13 protein-coding genes and 1 pseudogene are annotated in these 17,900 nt (G+C 36.8%); 8 read left to right on the forward strand and 6 right to left on the reverse strand.

Features of this window, described 5'->3' with window-relative positions:
- Nucleotides 1–202: 202 nt before the first annotated feature.
- The 6 genes and pseudogenes from CC92_RS0120510 to CC92_RS0120540 all read right to left on the reverse strand — a co-directional run bounded on the left by CC92_RS0120510 (nt 203) and on the right by CC92_RS0120540 (nt 8,870).
- Complete coding sequence (locus CC92_RS0120510) at nt 203–1,672, reverse strand: catalase (protein ID WP_029501656.1); 1,470 nt, start codon at nt 1,670–1,672, stop codon at nt 203–205.
- A 187-nt stretch (nt 1,673–1,859) separates the two neighbouring features.
- Nucleotides 1,860–3,829 (reverse strand): annotated as a pseudogene (locus CC92_RS23700) (extracellular solute-binding protein).
- Nucleotides 3,823–4,716, reverse strand: a complete 894-nt coding sequence (locus CC92_RS0120525) for an ABC transporter permease (RefSeq protein WP_242841318.1) — start codon at nt 4,714–4,716, stop codon at nt 3,823–3,825. Before CC92_RS0120525 ends, CC92_RS23700 begins: the two are co-directional and overlap by 7 nt.
- A complete protein-coding gene (locus CC92_RS0120530) occupies nt 4,709–5,782 on the reverse strand; it encodes an ABC transporter ATP-binding protein (RefSeq protein WP_029501652.1) in 1,074 nt (357 codons plus the stop codon). The genes CC92_RS0120525 and CC92_RS0120530 overlap by 8 nt, the downstream gene beginning before the upstream one ends.
- Before the next feature lie 14 nt (nt 5,783–5,796).
- The gene (locus tag CC92_RS0120535; protein WP_029501651.1) at nt 5,797–6,336 is read right to left on the reverse strand and encodes a helix-turn-helix domain-containing protein; all 540 of its coding nucleotides are present in this window, start codon (nt 6,334–6,336) and stop codon (nt 5,797–5,799) included.
- A gap of 533 nt (nt 6,337–6,869) precedes the next feature.
- Nucleotides 6,870–8,870: an ABC-F family ATP-binding cassette domain-containing protein gene (locus CC92_RS0120540; RefSeq protein ID WP_029501650.1), complete on the reverse strand. Its 2,001-nt coding sequence runs from the start codon at nt 8,868–8,870 to the stop codon at nt 6,870–6,872.
- Between the two features lie 447 nt (nt 8,871–9,317).
- Between CC92_RS0120540 and CC92_RS0120545 the strand changes: the two genes are divergently transcribed.
- The 8 genes from CC92_RS0120545 to CC92_RS0120580 form a co-directional block, all read left to right on the forward strand.
- Nucleotides 9,318–9,965 carry a redox-sensing transcriptional repressor Rex gene (locus tag CC92_RS0120545; RefSeq protein WP_029505410.1) on the forward strand — a complete coding sequence of 216 codons (648 nt, stop codon included), beginning with the start codon at nt 9,318–9,320 and terminating at the stop codon, nt 9,963–9,965.
- Nucleotides 9,962–10,735 (forward strand): hypothetical protein, encoded by a 774-nt coding sequence (locus CC92_RS0120550; protein ID WP_029501648.1) that lies wholly within the window; start codon nt 9,962–9,964, stop codon nt 10,733–10,735. The genes CC92_RS0120545 and CC92_RS0120550 overlap by 4 nt, the downstream gene beginning before the upstream one ends.
- Before the next feature lie 92 nt (nt 10,736–10,827).
- A complete protein-coding gene (gene acpS, locus CC92_RS0120555; RefSeq protein ID WP_029501647.1) occupies nt 10,828–11,202 on the forward strand; it encodes a holo-ACP synthase in 375 nt (124 codons plus the stop codon).
- A 42-nt stretch (nt 11,203–11,244) separates the two neighbouring features.
- Nucleotides 11,245–12,792, forward strand: coding sequence for a bifunctional ADP-dependent NAD(P)H-hydrate dehydratase/NAD(P)H-hydrate epimerase (locus tag CC92_RS0120560; protein ID WP_029501646.1), 1,548 nt, complete (start codon nt 11,245–11,247; stop codon nt 12,790–12,792).
- Nucleotides 12,785–13,954 (forward strand): alanine racemase, encoded by a 1,170-nt coding sequence (gene alr, locus CC92_RS0120565; RefSeq protein ID WP_029501645.1) that lies wholly within the window; start codon nt 12,785–12,787, stop codon nt 13,952–13,954. The genes CC92_RS0120560 and alr overlap by 8 nt, the downstream gene beginning before the upstream one ends.
- A gap of 132 nt (nt 13,955–14,086) precedes the next feature.
- Nucleotides 14,087–14,434 (forward strand): type II toxin-antitoxin system PemK/MazF family toxin, encoded by a 348-nt coding sequence (locus tag CC92_RS0120570; RefSeq protein WP_029501644.1) that lies wholly within the window; start codon nt 14,087–14,089, stop codon nt 14,432–14,434.
- Nucleotides 14,435–14,937: 503 nt separating this feature from the next.
- The gene (locus CC92_RS0120575) at nt 14,938–16,404 is read left to right on the forward strand and encodes a hemolysin family protein (protein ID WP_051650590.1); all 1,467 of its coding nucleotides are present in this window, start codon (nt 14,938–14,940) and stop codon (nt 16,402–16,404) included.
- Nucleotides 16,405–17,251: 847 nt separating this feature from the next.
- A partial coding sequence (locus tag CC92_RS0120580; protein WP_031420755.1) for a threonine/serine exporter family protein occupies nt 17,252–17,900 on the forward strand: 649 nt, incomplete at its 3' end.

The raw sequence follows: 17,900 nt of genomic DNA on the forward strand, positions 1-17,900 counted from the left end.
GTGTATCGTGAATTTCGTTGTATAAATGAGATTATGTGAATCAAGTGAGGAAACATGATACTTAAGAGAAGGTCATAACCAACTCTTAGAATATCTAGTTTCCTCACTTTAATTCATGATAAAGAAAAGTCGCGAAGTATACTTCTTCTTATTTGAAAGATAATATCATTAAACCACACGAGGAGAAAAAAAGAGTCCTTTTTTAGCACATTTGGCGGTAATAGCTGATAGCACATTCTACTTGCTCTGCAAATTCTTCGTTGGCTTTATGGAAGTAACAAAGAACACGGTCTACGATATCTTGGTTGCATTTATAAAGCTCAACAGCGATATTATCGATTAAATGGCATCTCTCCTCACAGGTTAATGATTCATAGCGTTCACCCGCTTGTTTAAAGTCACATGGATTCTTGATAGGTATACGAGCAATATATCCACTAACACATTCAGGTTCTGACTGACACACTTCGGCTACTTTTGGAAAACCGCAATTTAAGCTGTTTGGTGAATAGTTGATAGGGTTTGGATTAAATATAAAAGTGGAAGCACCATCTCTTTGGTTATTATTGATACAGGAAATAGGACTATTGATAGGAAGCTGTGTAAAATTAGGTCCCAAACGATGACGCTGCGTATCGAAATAGGAAAAAGATCTTCCTTGAAGCATTTTATCTGCAGAGAGTTCTATACCTGGAACAATATTACCTGGACAGAAGGCAGCTTGCTCTACTTCTGCAAAGAAATTTTCTGGATTACAATTTAAGGTCATTAAACCTACTGGCATTAATGGGAAGCAATCTTCTGGCCATATCTTTGTATCATCTAGAGGATCAAAATCAAGACATTCCACCACCTCTGGATCCATAATCTGAACACATAATTCCCAGCTAGGATAACATCCATTTGCAATTGATTCGTGAAGGGTTCTTACTGCAATATCTGGATCAGTTCCTGATAATTGCTCTGCTTCAAAACGGTCAATGGTTTGTAATCCTTGTTGAGTCTTCCAGTGATATTTGATGTAGACACGTTTTCCGCAAGCATTTACCCAGATAAAGGTATTAACGCCAAAGCCATCAACATGACGGTAATCTTTAATAGTACCGCGGTCAGAATAAAGCCAAGTAATCATGTGGGTTGCTTCTGGAGAGAGAGAGACAAAATCCCAAAATCTTTGAGGATCACGTAAATTGGAATCTGGTGATGGTTTTAAAGAATGGATAACATCCGGAAATTTGATACCATCTCGGATGAAAAAGATTGGTAGGTCATTCCCCACAATATCTAAGATTCCTTGAGTGGTATAAAATTTTACTGCAAAACCACGAGGGTCACGTACTGTATCGGCGGAACCTTTAGAGCCAATTACTGTAGAGAAACGTACGAAGACTTTAGTTTTACAATTTGGATTTTGTAAAAATTCTGCGCAGGTATAATCAGCCATACATTGATAAGGTTGGAAATAACCAAAAGCACCAACACCCTTTGCATGTACGACTCTTTCTGGGATTCGTTCACGATCAAAGTGCGAAATCTTATCTATAAAGTGTAAATCTTCTAGAAGAACCGGACCATCCGGTCCAATAGTTAAAGAATTCGTATCATTTGGAATTGGTCTTCCAAGGCTATCGGTTAAGTAATTACAACATTTCTTATCATTTCGTCTATCCATTGGTATCCCCTTAAAAAACATGGCTATGGAAAGCCTTTTTACTATTTTATTCAAAGAGTAGTGTTCTGTACACATTACACCAAATAATTCATCATTCAAAATAAGAGGATTTTTGACATACGATTAAACAAACAAACAAGGGAAAGCACGCTTGGCGTACTTTCCCTTGTTATATAATCTTCGGACTTTAATACTTAACTTCATTCCACTTGTTTACATATAGATTTTCCATCTCTTCACCTAGATATTTAAAGGATTTGCAACGTTCTAGCACAGAAGGTTCTGGGAATGCAACTTGGCTGTTCTTGATATCTTCATCTTCAATTAAGTCTCTCGCTGCTTTGTTAGGTGTGGAATAGGTAATATACTCAAAGTTCTTTAATGCGATGTCAGGACGGCACATAAAATTAATCCATGCTTCCGCATTCTCTTTGTTCTGGCTATTCTTAGGAATTACCCAACCATCAATCCATACATTAGAGCCTTCCTTTGGAACAACATATTCAAGGTTTTCGTTTTCACGTTGAGTATAGATTGCTTCTCCAGAGTATATAACACCAAGAGCTGCCTCTTCACCAATCATCTTATCTCGAACCTGGTCAACAACGTATGCTTGAACTAATGGATATTGCTCCTTTAATAAGTCTCTGGCTGCATTTAATTCTTCCTCGTTTGTTGTATTTTGGTCGTATCCAAGATAAGTTAAAGCTACCATGAAGGCGTCACGTACGCTGTCAATCATAAGGATTTCATTCTTATATTTTTCATCAAATAAAGCGCTCCAGCTATCGATAGGACCGTCTACCATTGTTTTGTTATAAAGAATACCAACAGTACCCCAGCAATAAGGAACGCTGAACTTATTTCCTGGATCAAAGTTCTCTGCTGTTTTTAAATAGGTCTCATCGATATTTGCAATGTTTGGAATGTTATCATAATTAATCTCTGCAAGTAAGTCTTCCTGAATCATTTTCTCAATCATATAATCTGAAGGACAAACAACGTCATAATTTACTGCACCAGTTTTAATAATAGGGTACATGTCTTCATTTAATTCGAATTCGTTATAGATAACCTTAATACCGGTTTCTTCTTCGAACATGTCAATAACTTCACGGTCAATATATTCGCCCCAGTTATAAACATAAACTTCACCGGAACCTTTGTTAGAGGAACCATTGCCTGAAGAGCCGTTGTTACCCGTGTTTTCTTGACCATTTCCCTGATTTGAATTATTTCCTTTATCTTCCTTGGAGCCACATGCGGAGAATACCAGTGTGCAAACAAGAAGGAGGGCTACAAAAAGTTTAGATTTTTTCATGTAAATTACCTCGTTCTTTCCGTTTTTAATTATTTTGAAGGTGCAAGTGCTACAGAATTTCGCTTCTTTTCAATACTGTCGTTTCTACGATTGATTAAGATTAGTAGAATTAGGACAGAGAGAAAGAGTAGAGTAGAGAGAGCATACATCTCAGGCTTAATACCCTTTCTGGTTTCAGCATAGATTTTAGTGGAAAGAGTATTAACAGCTGCACCTCTTGTAAAGTGTGTAATAATAAAGTCATCCAATGACATAGTAAAAGCTAATAGGAATCCGGAAAAGACACCTGGAAGAATATCCGGTAATACAACCTTAAAAAAGGCGGAGATAGGAGAAGCTCCAAGGTCTAGTGCGGCTTCATACGTATTTTTATTGGTTTGTTTTAGTTTTGGCATTACACTTAATATAACATAGGGAATATTAAAAGTAATATGCGCAATTAAAACGCTTTTAAACCCAAGTGTAAAATTAACAGCTACGAATAAAAGCATTAAAGAGATACCGGTTACAATATCAGCATTAAGCATTGGTATATTTGTGATACCCATCAATATTGTTTTTGGTACTTTACGCATGTGGTTAATGCCAATAGAAGCTGCTGTTCCGATTACAGTAGCAATCAAAGCAGATAAGAATGCAATGATTAAAGTGGTATAAAGTGCACTCATGATCTCCTCATTTTGAAATAAGGATTTGTACCAATCCAAGGTAAATCCACCCCATTTACTACGGGATTTGGATTTATTAAAAGAGAGGACAATGAGGACCAAGATTGGTGCATAGAGGAAGATCATAACGAGGCCAACATAAACTTTTTGGCTTATTTTCTTTACCATACGTTAGTACCCTCCGTTTCTTTGTCATATTTCGCAAGGATTGCCATGCTGATAAGGATAAATACCATCAAAACTAAGGATAGACCAGAACCTGCATGCCAGTTTCCAACTTTCTGAAACTGTTGTTCAATGACATTACCAATTAAAACGATCTTACTACCACCTAGAATATTCGAGATAACAAAAGTGGTAAGAGAAGGTACAAATACCATCGTTATACCACTGATAACACCAGGAATACTTAATGGGAAGATAATCTTTCGAAAGGTTGTGAAGCTATTTGCTCCAAGGTCACGAGCTGCATTGATTACATTGTCATCCACTTTTGCAAGGGTATTATAAATCGGCAATATCATAAATGGCAGGAAGTTATATACCATACCAAGCACAATTGCGGTTGGCGTATTAATAATATTAATCGTTGGCAGATTTAACGCTTTTAGTACGGTATTGATAATTCCGTTATTTTCTAAGATGTTCTGCCATGCAATGGTACGAAGTAAAAAGTTCATCCACATTGGAAGAATCATAACCAATACGACAAAGCTGTTACTTTTTAACTTCATACTTTTTAAGATTAAGGCAAGCGGATATGCTAGTAATAAACATACTAAAGTACTTATCAGGGATAGCTTTAAACTTAAGAATAGAGCTCTTTGATTAATTGGATCTGCAATTAATTTCAAATTCTCTAAGGTAAAGCCGTTGCTTGTCTTTGAAGTTAAGCCGTAGTAAACGACCATAATCAGTGGAATGATGATAAAGGCACCCATCCATAGAATATATGGAAAGGACAGGAGCGACTTCCCACTGAAGCGATGAGACTTTTTCACCAGTGTGACAGTAGCCTCAGCTGTGGTTACTTTGCTTTCCTCTTGATTACTCATTGACACCTACCGCCTCCTCATCTTCGGATTCTGGCTTGTTCATAATCTGAATGTCATATGGATCTACTTTAATACCTACCTCAGCACCAACTGGTGAAAGGTCAGTAGAATGTACCAGCCATTCAAATCCATTTGCCATAACTGTCATCTCATAATGAACACCTTTAAAGATTAAGGAAGTGACACGTCCTGTGATAATACCATCCTCTGGATCTACTAAATCGATGTCCTCTGGGCGGATTACCACATCGACTGGCTGAATCTTACCAAAGCCTTCATCCACACATGGGAAATTAGTTCCGAGAATATTAACTAAACGATCTTGTACCATCGTTGCGTTTATAATATTACTTTCCCCAATAAAGTCTGCAACAAAGGCATTCTTTGGTTCATTATAAATCTTCTCAGGAGAACCAATCTGTTGAATATAACCCTGATTCATAACCATAATGGTATCGGACATGGTTAAAGCTTCTTCCTGATCGTGAGTAACATATACGAAAGTGATACCAAGTTCATTTTTTAAACGAATTAATTCATACTGCATGTCTTGACGAAGCTTTAAATCGAGTGCACCAAGAGGCTCATCTAACAATAGAACCTTAGGCTCATTTACGATAGCACGGGCAATTGCAATACGTTGTTGTTGACCACCGCTTAAGGAATCCGGCATACGATTTTCAAAACCGTCTAAGTTTACTAATTTTAAGGCATAAGAAATCTTATCTTTAATATACTGCTTACTCTTTTTCTTTATTTTAAGACCAAATGCGATGTTTTCTGCAATCGTCATATGAGTAAACAATGCATACTTTTGAAATACAGTATTTAATTGACGTTCATTTGGTGGAAGTTTCGTAATATCTTTGCCATCAAAGATTACACGACCTTGATCAGGCTGTTCAAAACCACCGATAATTCGGAGAGTAGTAGTTTTACCACATCCGGAGGGACCTAGTAGTGTTAGAAACTCATTCTCGCGGATATAAAGATTTAAATCATCGATTACGACATTATTACCATAGCTTTTTGTAAGATTTATAAGGTCGATTAATTTATTATCTATCATGTTCATTCCTCCTAGAAGCTCGGCGGGGTGGATACCCAAAGGAGCGTAGCGCCGGTCTTACCGGTAGCTGCTATATAGTGATTTTTATTCGGTGTAAAGTAAAAGGATTCCCCTTTCTTTGCCCGATGTGTTTTATTGCCGATATGAATTGTGATCGAACCGCTAAGTACATATCCAAATTCTTCCCCTTCATGTGGGTTATCTGGATAGGTGGATCCACCTGGTTCTAAAGTTAATAAAATTGGTTCCATCATATTTTTCTGAGCATTCGGAATAATCCATTCGATTTTATTATTCAGCTCATTATCTACTTTTTCAAAATAATCCCCACGTTTAAATACCACCTGCTCTGATGTTGTATCCGTAAAGAATGCCTCAAGGTTCGTACCTAAACATTGCAAAATATCGACTAAGGTGGCGATAGAAGGCGAAGTGATATCACGTTCCAATTGAGAAATAAATCCTTTTGAGAGCTCCGCTCGATCTGCAAGCTCTTCTTGGGTTAAGCTTTTTTGAACTCGTAATTCTTTTATTTTAGCACCTATCTTCATGCTGTTCACCAAACCTTTCTTTGTGGTTCATGTTTACATGTATCATCATTTGTTATGAAAGGATAAGTTGGTAATGTGACTTATCAGAAGTTTGTTTTATAACCTCCAATAGTAACAACTTATCCAATTATGTTCTTTAGAATTCCAGTAATAGGAAGTTGAGATTTTATTAAACCATAAGTTTAGCATTTCTAAACTCGACTTCTATTATTATACACAGATAAACTCGTATGTCAATATAAAATCTTTCTATTACTAAACTTTTTATGTCACTTTACTAAACTTATAAAAAGATGGAATTGCGTGAGAAAGACAGTTGCTGAATAAGGACATGGGGCTGTCGCACTAAGTTATTAGTGAGCAGCTCCTTTAAGCGACAGCCTTATTAAAAACACTAGAAGGATAGAGAGTAAAAAAATAGATCAGCAAAAGTCTATAAAAGGCCATAGATTAACCTTTTGACTTTGCTGATCGTTAGATTTTAATATTGATTTTTCAAGATGTTCATGAATATTTTTGAACTTGATTTTATTCTATTCACTAAGTTCTTCCCATTGTTCCATAAGAACCTCTAATTTTTCTTCCACTTCCTTCTTTTCTTTATGAACTTCGATTAGTTTCGATGCGTTCGTATAGATAGAAGAGTCGGCAAGTAATTCTTCTAGTTCCTCATTTCTTGCTTCCAAACGTGTAATTTCATCTTCAACTTTCTTTAACTCATTCTGACGTTTTCTAAGTCTAGCTTGTTCTTCCTTTTGTTGTTGCCAGTCAAGCTTATTCTCAGAGACTGGTTCTTGTGGAAGAGAGGAAGTTAGAAATTCTTTATTTGCCTGATCTAGATGCTTATTGATACGAAGTCCATTTAACACATTATCGTTAGCGTCGGACTGAATAAAGCCATTGTTATTACCAAAAGCTCTCCATTCCATCTCTGGTTTTTTCTCTAGATAATAATCATAATTACCAAGATAATTTAAGAAAGTCTGATTAGTTAAATCAAGAATTCTAGTTGCAGTACGGTTAATGAAATAACGATCATGGGATACGTAAAGCACCGTACCTGTATAATTGTTAATTGCATTTTCTAGTATTTCCTTGGAGGTAATGTCAAGGTGGTTTGTCGGCTCATCCATGATAAGGAAGTTCGCATCAGATAGCATAAGCTTTGCGAGAGATACACGACCGCGCTCTCCACCACTGATATCTTTAATTAATTTAAATACATCATCGCCAGTAAACAAAAATGCGGCAAGGATATTACGTACTTTTGTATTATCCATATTTGGATACGTATCCTGAATTTCGTCAAAGATTGTTTTGTCCATATTTAGAACGTGATGTTCCTGATCATAGTATCCAACAAAAACCTTTGCACCAAGTTTTACTTCACCAGCATCGGCTTTTATAATTTGATTTATTATTTTTAATATGGTTGTTTTACCGGTACCGTTATTACCGATAATTGCAACTTTTTCACCACGTTTTATCTCAAAATTTAGTTGGTCAAACAGTGTTAGAGAACCATAGGATTTTTGCAGATCAGTTACAGTCAGTACGTCATTGCCGCTTATAATATTTGGTTCAAGGGCGATATGCATTTTATCATTTACGGTAACTGGTTTATCAAGGCGCTCTATTTTATCAAGCATCTTCTCTCGGCTTTCCGCACGCTTTATGGATTTTTCACGGTTGAAGGAACGAAGTTTTGCTATGACCTCTTCTTGATGTTTAATTTCACGCTGTTGATTTAGGTAATGACGAATCATGGTTTCACGAAGTTGCTCTTTTTTCATTGCATAGTCAGAATAATTTCCTTCGAACATGGTTGCCTTTGTATTATCTAACTCTACAACTTTAGAAACTACTTTATTAAGGAAGTAACGGTCATGGGCGATTACAACAACAGCTCCGGAATAATTCACTAAGAAGGTTTCTAACCAAGCAATAGATTCCATATCAAGATGGTTCGTAGGCTCATCTAAGAAGATAATGTCTGGTGTACTTAAGAGAAGCTTACCTAGGGCGACACGGGTTTTTTGACCACCAGAAAGGGTTGAGACTTTTTTGTCAAAGTCTTCCTCTGTAAAGCCAAGTCCTTTTAGCACACCAATTACTTCACTTCGGTAAGCATAGCCATTCTTTAATTCAAAATCATGCGTTAGTCTTGAATAGGTAGAAAGCATCCGTTCTAATTCTGTTCCGGTAGCTGATTTCATATCCACTTCAAGACGACGAATTGTTTCTTCCATTTTGATAATATCAGATTTAATTGCTAAAACTTCTTCATAGATAGTACTATCTGTGGAGAGGTCCTGATGTTGAGCAAGATATCCGACAGTTGCACCTTTGGCAAAGATGACTTCTCCTTCATCAGCAGCTAATTCTCCCATGATAATTTTTATTAAGGTAGATTTTCCTGCACCATTAATTCCTACGATAGCTACTTTTTCACGTTCATTTACATGGAAAGCGACCTTATCTAGTATTGGAGTCGTTCCAAAACTTTTACTAATATTCTTACATGCTAGTATCATGATGTTTCCTCACAGTTCTGACACAAAATATAAATCTAGAAATAGTGTAAACAATAAAATTAATTTTCACCTCAAGTCTGTGATTTCACAACACAAACATTTTATGCACAAAAAACTGTGCAAGAATAGGGAATATAATTAACTTTGAATGAGTTCAATTAACTTTCTAGATAAGAAGACGTTTTTTCTTTACATTTTCTTAATGCCTACGAATCTATAGGATAGAAGTAGTGTGTAGGCTCAATTTATTGTAGAATTATTCTATCATACGCAGTATCCTTCGTCAAATCATTGACAGGTTATTCACAATTTACTATAATATTTATAATTAAAACACATCCTATCTGTGTATAATTTGTTGTAATACCAGGGTTACAATCTTCTAGCTACGGGGCATAAAAAGTATAGGAATAGGATAACCTGGATGGAGAAAGAAGGAGGGTTAGCATGTACGAAAAGACAATTTCATCAGCAGTAATTAAGCGTCTTCCAAGATACTATCGTTATCTGGGAGAATTGTTAGAAAATGATGTTGTGCGTATTTCATCAAAAGAATTAAGTGAAAAGATGAATGTAACAGCATCACAGATTCGTCAGGATTTAAATAACTTTGGCGGATTTGGTCAACAAGGATATGGATATAATGTAGAGTATCTTTATACTGAGATTGGAAAAATACTTGGGTTGGATAAGAAATATAATGTTATCATTATTGGAGCAGGTAATTTAGGTCAGGCGCTTGCAAATTATACAGATTTTGAAAGAAGAGGATTTTATATCTGCGGTATCTTTGATGTTAATCCAAGATTAATCGGAATTTCCATTCGTGGAATTGAAATCCGTTTAATTGACGAATTGGAAGAATTCATGAAAACAAATACAGTTAATATAGCAGCTCTTACGATACCAAAAGCAAAAGCACCACAGGTGGCTGCAGATTTAGTACGACTTGGAGTTCATGCGATATGGAATTTTGCACCGACCGATCTACATTTGCCAAAAGATGTTATGGTGGAAAATGTTCATTTGGCGGAAAGTCTTATGAGACTGTCGTATAACTTAAAAGCGGCAGAAGAATCGAGGGAAGGTATTTGAAAAAAGGATTACGTTTTGGCGATAAGTCAGAACCCAAAACCAAGGCGTTAGGAGATTTAGATGATTTAGACGAGGATTTCGATCAAGAATTTGAGAATCTGAAAGCCTCAAGTTCCGTGGAATCTCAGATGCTTGAACCAAGGAAATGGAAAGCGGATAAGTATAACATCTTCTCTGAGTTTAGTATTCGTCAAATCTTTCGGAATCGAAAAATACCAATTGTTACACTTGATGAACGCTTTATTAACTTATTTCCGGAAGAAAAGATGTCACAAAGACAACAAAGATTACGAGACGAGCTTGTAGAATTGATGAAGGATCAGAGTAGAATCTTAGATGATATCAAAGGCATGAAACGATATAAGGCTCAGCTACTGCAGGAAATTGTTGAGAACATGGAAGTAGATCAAACACCGCTTGGTAGGCTAAAGGAAAGAAAACTAGCAAAAAACCGTAAACTTATCGAAGATATCAATCAAAAGTTATTAGTTGCAGAAGATAACCTAGAAAAAATTCCAGGAGAGATAACTGCTAAGAATGAAGAATTGATGGCAGAAAGTTTACAGCGTTGTTATGATAACATTTTTGAAAAAAACTTACGAAAAAAAGCAATCACAGATGAAATCAAGGATTTGGAATTAAGGCTTAGGGAATTAAAGAAGCAAAAACTTGAAATAGAGAAGGATTATCGTGGAAGTTATACATATCTCTATGATATGCTTGGAACAGAGATGATGCGTAAGATTGATGAAGAACAAGACTTGCTATAATCTGATACTTTATCGTATAAGGGGTATAAACTAAGAATATTTGAGGTATATTACGTATATTCTTACCCTTGAGAAAGAGTGGAATTCTTAAGATGATTTTTGGAATTGGAACTGACTTGATAGAAATTAACCGTGTAGTGAAAGCCTGCGAAAGGAAAGCATTCCTCACAAAGGTATATACGGAGCAGGAACAGAAGCTGTTTCTTTCGGATATTCGAAAGGCAGCTTCGAATTTTGCTGTAAAGGAAGCGGTTGTAAAAATGTTTGGAACAGGTTTTCGTGCAATTTTACCCAAGGAGATAGAAGTACTTCGTGATAATCTTGGGAAACCCTATGTAAAGTTATATGGAAATGCTCTAAAATCAGCGAGGGAACATAATGTCGGGAGGATTCATGTCTCTATTACAAATACAAAGGAATTGGTCAGTGCTTATGTAATAGGCGAGCAGTGTGAGGAGAATTTCTAAGGCTCCATAAGATGCCTTAGTGCTGCAGAATGGAGGGTAGCTATGCGGTATGCACTTAACGCAGTTCAGATGAAAAAGTTAGATCAAAAGACAATCGAGCAGATAGGAATTCCAGCAATGGTTCTCATGGAGCGTGCGGCACTTTTTGTAGCGGAGCATGTAAAAGAACACGCAAAACCGACCGATAAGATTATTGCGGTTTGTGGAACCGGTAACAATGGCGGTGATGGAATTGCAGCTGCTCGCATTTTGCATTTGTGGGGGTATGAGGTAACCATCGGGATCCTCGGTGATCCGGAGAAATTTTCGAAAGAATGTAGAGAACAGTGGAAGATTGCGAAAAATTTAGGGTTATCCATCCGTAGCGAATGGGAGATATCAGAATATAATATAGTAATTGACGGTATCTTTGGTATTGGTCTTAGCAAACCGGTGAGTGGTGAATATGCGAAGGTGATCCAAAGTATCAATCAAAGCGGCTGTTATGTGGTTTCGGTTGATATACCGTCTGGGGTCAGTGCAAGTCATGGGCAAGTCTTTTCTTGTGCTGTTAAAGCTAACGAAACGGTTACTTTTGGTGAACAAAAACTTGGACTTTTACTTTACCCAGGAGCAACCTACGCGGGAAAGGTGCATATCGCAGATATCGGATTTGCACAAGAAAAAATGGACAGTCTTACTTATACTTACTATGAAGCTTCTGATTTAGATAAACTACCAATAAGAATGCCATATTCAAACAAAGGAAGTTATGGAAGAGTACTTGTGATTGCAGGAACAGAAAACATGACTGGTGCAGCTTATTTTAGCGCGGCAGCAGCATATCGTATGGGTGCGGGGTTAGTAAAGATTCTTACAGCAAAGAAGGCGATTCCCGTACTTCAGGGAATGCTTCCGGAAGCTTTGTTTGCAGCCTATGATATGGAAGATAGTGAGGAACAGATTAAAAAAGCCTTGGAAGTTGCATCCGTTATTGTGATTGGACCAGGTCTATCGACTGAGGAATCAGCGAAGAGATTACTGTTAAAGGTATGTAAGGAAGCGAAAGTGCCTCTTATTGTAGATGCGGATGGAATTAATTTACTAGCTCAGTTACTAGATGAAATGATACCTAAGGTATCACAGATAACAGATGATGTGGAACGTTTGTATCAAAGAATTTACCATATAAAGGATTTTCTGCCAGAAGGTACTATCTTGACACCTCATTTAAAGGAGTTTTCTAGGCTTACTTTATACCCACTTAATAAAATTCCTAGTAATTTAATTGACATAACCAGCTATTGTACTTATAATAACTTAATGATTTATGTGTTAAAAGATAGCAGGACTATCGTTGCTTCAAAAGATTTGCGCTATATCAATGTATCCGGGACCCATGGAATGGCGACTGGAGGTAGTGGCGATGTACTCACGGGAATCATTGCTGGTTTGATGGCACAAGGGCTTGAAGCAGGAAAGGCAGCAACACTAGGTGTGTATCTTCATGGGTTGGCAGGAGAAGAAGCCGCCAAAGTAAAATCAACCTACTCTATGTTAGCAGGAGATATAATCGAAGCGTTGCCGGAGGTTTTAAGATATCATGATTGAAGAAACGTATAATCAAAGATTTTTGCGCGTAAGCGCGAATATTGATTTGGATGCGATTATCCACAATGTTACGGAAGCAAGAAAGAACATAAGGAAAGAAACTGGAATTATTGCTGTAATTAAGGCAGACGGTTATGGTCATGGGGCAGTTCCAATCGCTAGAGCGATTCAAAACATCGTAGAAGCATTTGCAGTTGCAATTGTGGAAGAAGGAATTGAGCTTCGCGAAGCTGGCATAACAAAGCCTATCTTAATATTAGGATATACAGCACCAGAACTTTTGACTCAGGTAATCCAATATGATTTGACTCAGACAGTTTTTCAACTGTCTATTGCGAAGAATTTGGATGAGATTGCAAGAACTCTTGGCAAGATTGCCAAAATTCACATAAAGCTAGAAACTGGTATGGGTAGAATCGGATACCAGCCGACAGCCGAAAGCATAGATGAAATTGTGCAGATGAAAAAGCTTTCTAATCTTAAGTTAGAAGGAATCTTTACGCATATGGCATGTGCGGATATGGCAGATAAAACTTCGGCGAGAAAACAATTTGAATTGTTTACGACCTTTATTCGTCAGTTAGAAGCACATGGGGTGAAATTGCAGATACAACACATTTCAAATAGTGCTGGGACAATCGACCTTCCGGAAATGAATCTTAGTATGGTACGGTTCGGAATAAGTCTCTATGGATTATATCCGTCCGAAGAGGTTGATAAGAATCAACTTAAATTAGAACCAGCGATGGAACTTAAAACACATATATCATTTGTAAAGGAACTGGAACCAGGCCATGGAATCGGTTACGGAAGTACATTTGTCACGAAAAAAACGATGACGATCGCAACAGTACCGGTGGGTTATGGGGATGGTTTTCCAAGACAACTGTCAAACGTTGGCAGAGTCTTGGTTCATGGAGAATTTGCCCCAATTGTGGGTAGAATATGTATGGACCAGTTTATGATAGATGTTACAGACATACCAGATGTGAAGCAAGGAGATATCGTGACGTTAGTCGGAAGGGATGGCGATAATTTCATACCAGTAGAAGAACCTGCAGACCTTGCTGGCTCCTTCAACTATGAATTTGTCTGTAATGTAGGAAAGAGAATTCCAAGAGTTTATTATCAGAATGGAAAGCCCGTATCGATCCGACATTAAAAAAGTAACTATATTTTGTTAGGAGATGTGAAATACATAACCGCAATCTACATAGAATGTTACGTTTTATGGAATACGATGGTCAAAAGTGGTAATAATAAAGCTAAAGCCATAAGATGGAGTGTGAGTTATGTGATTATAAAAAGAGGCGATATTTTTTATGCGGATTTAAGACCGGTCATTGGAAGTGAGCAGGGTGGTGTACGTCCTGTATTAATTATACAAAATGATACCGGTAATAAGCACAGTCCGACCGTAATCTGTGCAGCAATAACTTCAAAGATGAATAAGGCGAAGTTGCCAACGCACGTGGAAATCGATGCTGACAAATATGGAATTGTCAAAGATTCTGTAATCCTATTAGAACAGGTACGTACGATTGACAAATCCAGATTAAAAGAGAAAGTGTGTCATTTAGACCAAGATATCCTAAAGCGTATTGACAAAGCTTTACTTATTAGCTTCGCCCTGGATACATAGGTCGTACTTATTATGAATGCGGTTGTGACTTAAGTTCACTTCCGCGCCTCATAATAGCGTGCTCTTAAGGTGAGCAAATAAGTTATTATGAAACTGTAATTCTTATAACGCTGTGCGGTATGCACTCACTATCAAGATAGGGACAAGACAAGTGAGGTTAATTCATAAATTGTTTTCTTTGTTCTTGTTAAGATGTGAAACGCACGGAGATTAATTAGGAAAAGATGCCTAGATAGGCTAAGTTTGATAGATGACACGGGGCAAGCAGGGTACGCTTGCCAATTTTTTGAAGTTAGTTGTATAAAAAACTATATTTTACATAGCATTCAGGAAGCATGTTTTACATCGCAGAAAAGAGTGATAGATTTTAATCTTTCACTCACCAGGTTTGTGCTGCGACAAACTTGAGCCATTAGCTGCTCCAAAAAACAGTCGCAGCAGGGCGGCTAAATATGGTATAATAAAAACTGCAGAAAAATAAATCAAAGGAGATTAGAAATCATATGGATGGACATCCCATACGTGGTCTTGTCTTAATACTTGTACTAGTCGCACTAAATGCGATAGCATCAGCTGCAGAGGCAGCCATTGAAAATGTAAACGAGGCCCTTGCCAGAAAACGAGCAGAAGAGGGAGATAAAAAGGCAATACGCTTAGTTAGATTGTTAGATAGTCCTCATCGATACATAAATGTCATCGAGATTCTTCTAACATTAGCTAGCTTACTTATTGGTATGACGTATTCTTTACAGCTTTATGGAGTAATTGAAAAACTCGTAGAAAGAAGTACACTGCCAGAAGCAATGGCGATAACAACCAGTATTGCAATGGTATTGGTTACGATATTAATCACATATCTTATCGTTTTATTTGGTATGCTGTTACCAAGAAAGCTAGCGCTAAAATATGCAGATTCTTGTGCATTTAAAATGGCGGGAATGATTTTAACCTGTTCTCATTTATTTGCACCATTTATTTGGCTATTGGAGAAGAATACGAATGGTATACTGCGTTTGCTTGGAATTCGTCCTTGTGACCTTGAAGAGAATGTAACAGAAGAAGAAATTATGTCTATGGTAAATGAGGGTCATGAACAGGGTGTTCTTGAAGCAGAAGAAGCTGAGATGATATCCAATATCATAGAATTCAATGAAAAAGCTGCGAAAGATATTATGACTCATCGTAAGAAGATGGTTGCAGTCAACTGTGAACTCTCTATCGAAGAGGCACTTCGATTTATGTTAGATGAGAATTATTCAAGATTCCCGCTGTATGATGGGGATATTGATAATATTGTAGGTTTGCTTCATTTAAAGGATGTTATGTTATATCATCTGGATCCTAGACTTAGGAAAGAACCTTTGTCAAAGGTAGCCAGAGAACCATATTTTATACCAGATACACAAAGTATCGATGTATTATTCCACGATATGCAAACAAAGAAAATCCATATGGCAATTGCGATTGATGAGTACGGGCAGACTGCCGGTATCGTTGCTATGGAGGATATCTTAGAGGAAATCGTGGGTGATATACAGGATGAATATGATAATGAAGAGGAGCTTTACACAAGATTAGAAGATGGCACTTATTTGGTGTCTGGTGAAGCTTCCCTAGAAGATTTGGAAGACATATTATCTCTTCCTTTTGCAGAAGAAGATATAAAAAATTACGATACGTTAAATGGGCTTATTGTATCGTTATTAGACCATATTCCAGGAGACGATGAAAAGGCTACCATTCGATATTGCGGATATGAATATGAACTTATGGAAATACAGAATCGCATGATTACCTCGATTCGGGTTCGTAAGATCCCAGAGGAGGACTTAAAATCTTCTGATAAAGAAGATAGTCAGTCATCACAAAAACTTGAGGCGGCAATGACTGATGCGATTGATACAACAGATGAGAGGATTCTTAGTAATGTAGAGGATGTAATCCTTGATAAGAAAAAGATGAATAATTAATAAATTAGGTGAAGGAGTTTTGCAGGCTTAACAATCTGTAAAACTCCTTCTTTATATCATCTTAATTGTAAATAAAACAAAAAGGCAAGCAGGGGATGCTTGCCTTTTTGCTATTGTAATGCTAAAACGTAATTAGAACTAGGGAGGTTCTTCCAACGTGATATTAGGTAGCTATACAACCGGGGAGGAGGTATAGTGTAACCCATATCAGCATTACAATATTGTACAAATCAATGTACCATCTTGCGTATAATAGGGTGGGAGTAGAAAGTGTTTAACCACTATCTAGTTTATATTATAAATTTGATTTGTGTTCATTTTGTGTTTTAAGTATGAAAAAAATCTGAATAGTATAAACTAAGTCTTAGGAATATAAATATTTCTTATAATCAAGTAGATTCGTAAATTTTTTAAAGCTAAGCCGAGTAGCAGAAAAAAACCTTAGCTGTTAGACTAAGGCTTTTTTATATATTATAATTGGGGGAGGAGGAGAGAGTGAAACTTAAGATTCACTTTCATGTCTTTATTATAGTCAATAAATATGAGTAAACTATGAAGTAATTTAAAATAATTTGTGAACAATTTATGTAATTGTTTGTTCATATTTAGATTAAGGTTGTAATTATATGGGAAAACTACTTATTTGCGACAATAAACCCTATTCTCTTGCTATTTATATCAGCTCACATTATAATAATGGTAGATTTTAACCTTTATAAGAACTATTGTCTTTAAAACAAATGCTAAGCAGATATTATCATTACAGTAATGAACCTGTTTGAAGGTTAGAATAAGTAGCAAAGCGGAATTAGATCTGCTTTGACATCCAAAGAAGGTGAGGATGTGAATGAATTATAAATTATTAGTGGATACCGCAGTGTTAGCCGGTGAGATTATGCTACGCTCAGGTGCAGAAACTTATCGAGTTGAGGACACTATCTATCGTATATTAAAAACATCGGGGTTTGACCGCTGCGATGTTTTTGTTGTGTCTACAGGAATTATTGTAACGTTAGCGGATTCCTCTATTGATGCAATTAGTCAGGTAAGGCGAGTTGCAGAGCGACAAACGGATTTGGGAAACATCTATTATGCGAATGATATCTCTCGAAAATTATGCAGTGGTGAGATTGATCTTGAAGCTGCAAATGAAAAGTTAAAAGAACTTACTACAGTAGTACGTTATCCAGATTGGCTCGTCTATCTATGTATGATTATTGCAGCTCCAGGATTTGCAATCCTTCTTGGCGCAAATTTCTTAGAGTGCTCGCTTGCTATGTGGAATGGTATCTTTATTATGATCAGCAATATTATGTCAAAAAAGGTGCGAATCAACCGCTTTGTAACAAATATGCTGGTTTGTTCCGTCATGGCTATTAGTTCGACTTGTATTGTTAATTTATTGCATTTAAATGCGGAGATGGAGTTAATTATAGCAGGATCTATCATGCCGTTACTACCTGGGGTTGCTTTAACGAATGGGATTAGAGATACGC

The sequence above is a fragment of the Lachnoclostridium phytofermentans genome, from assembly GCF_000733755.1.
Lineage (GTDB): Bacteria > Bacillota > Clostridia > Lachnospirales > Lachnospiraceae > Lachnoclostridium > Lachnoclostridium phytofermentans_A.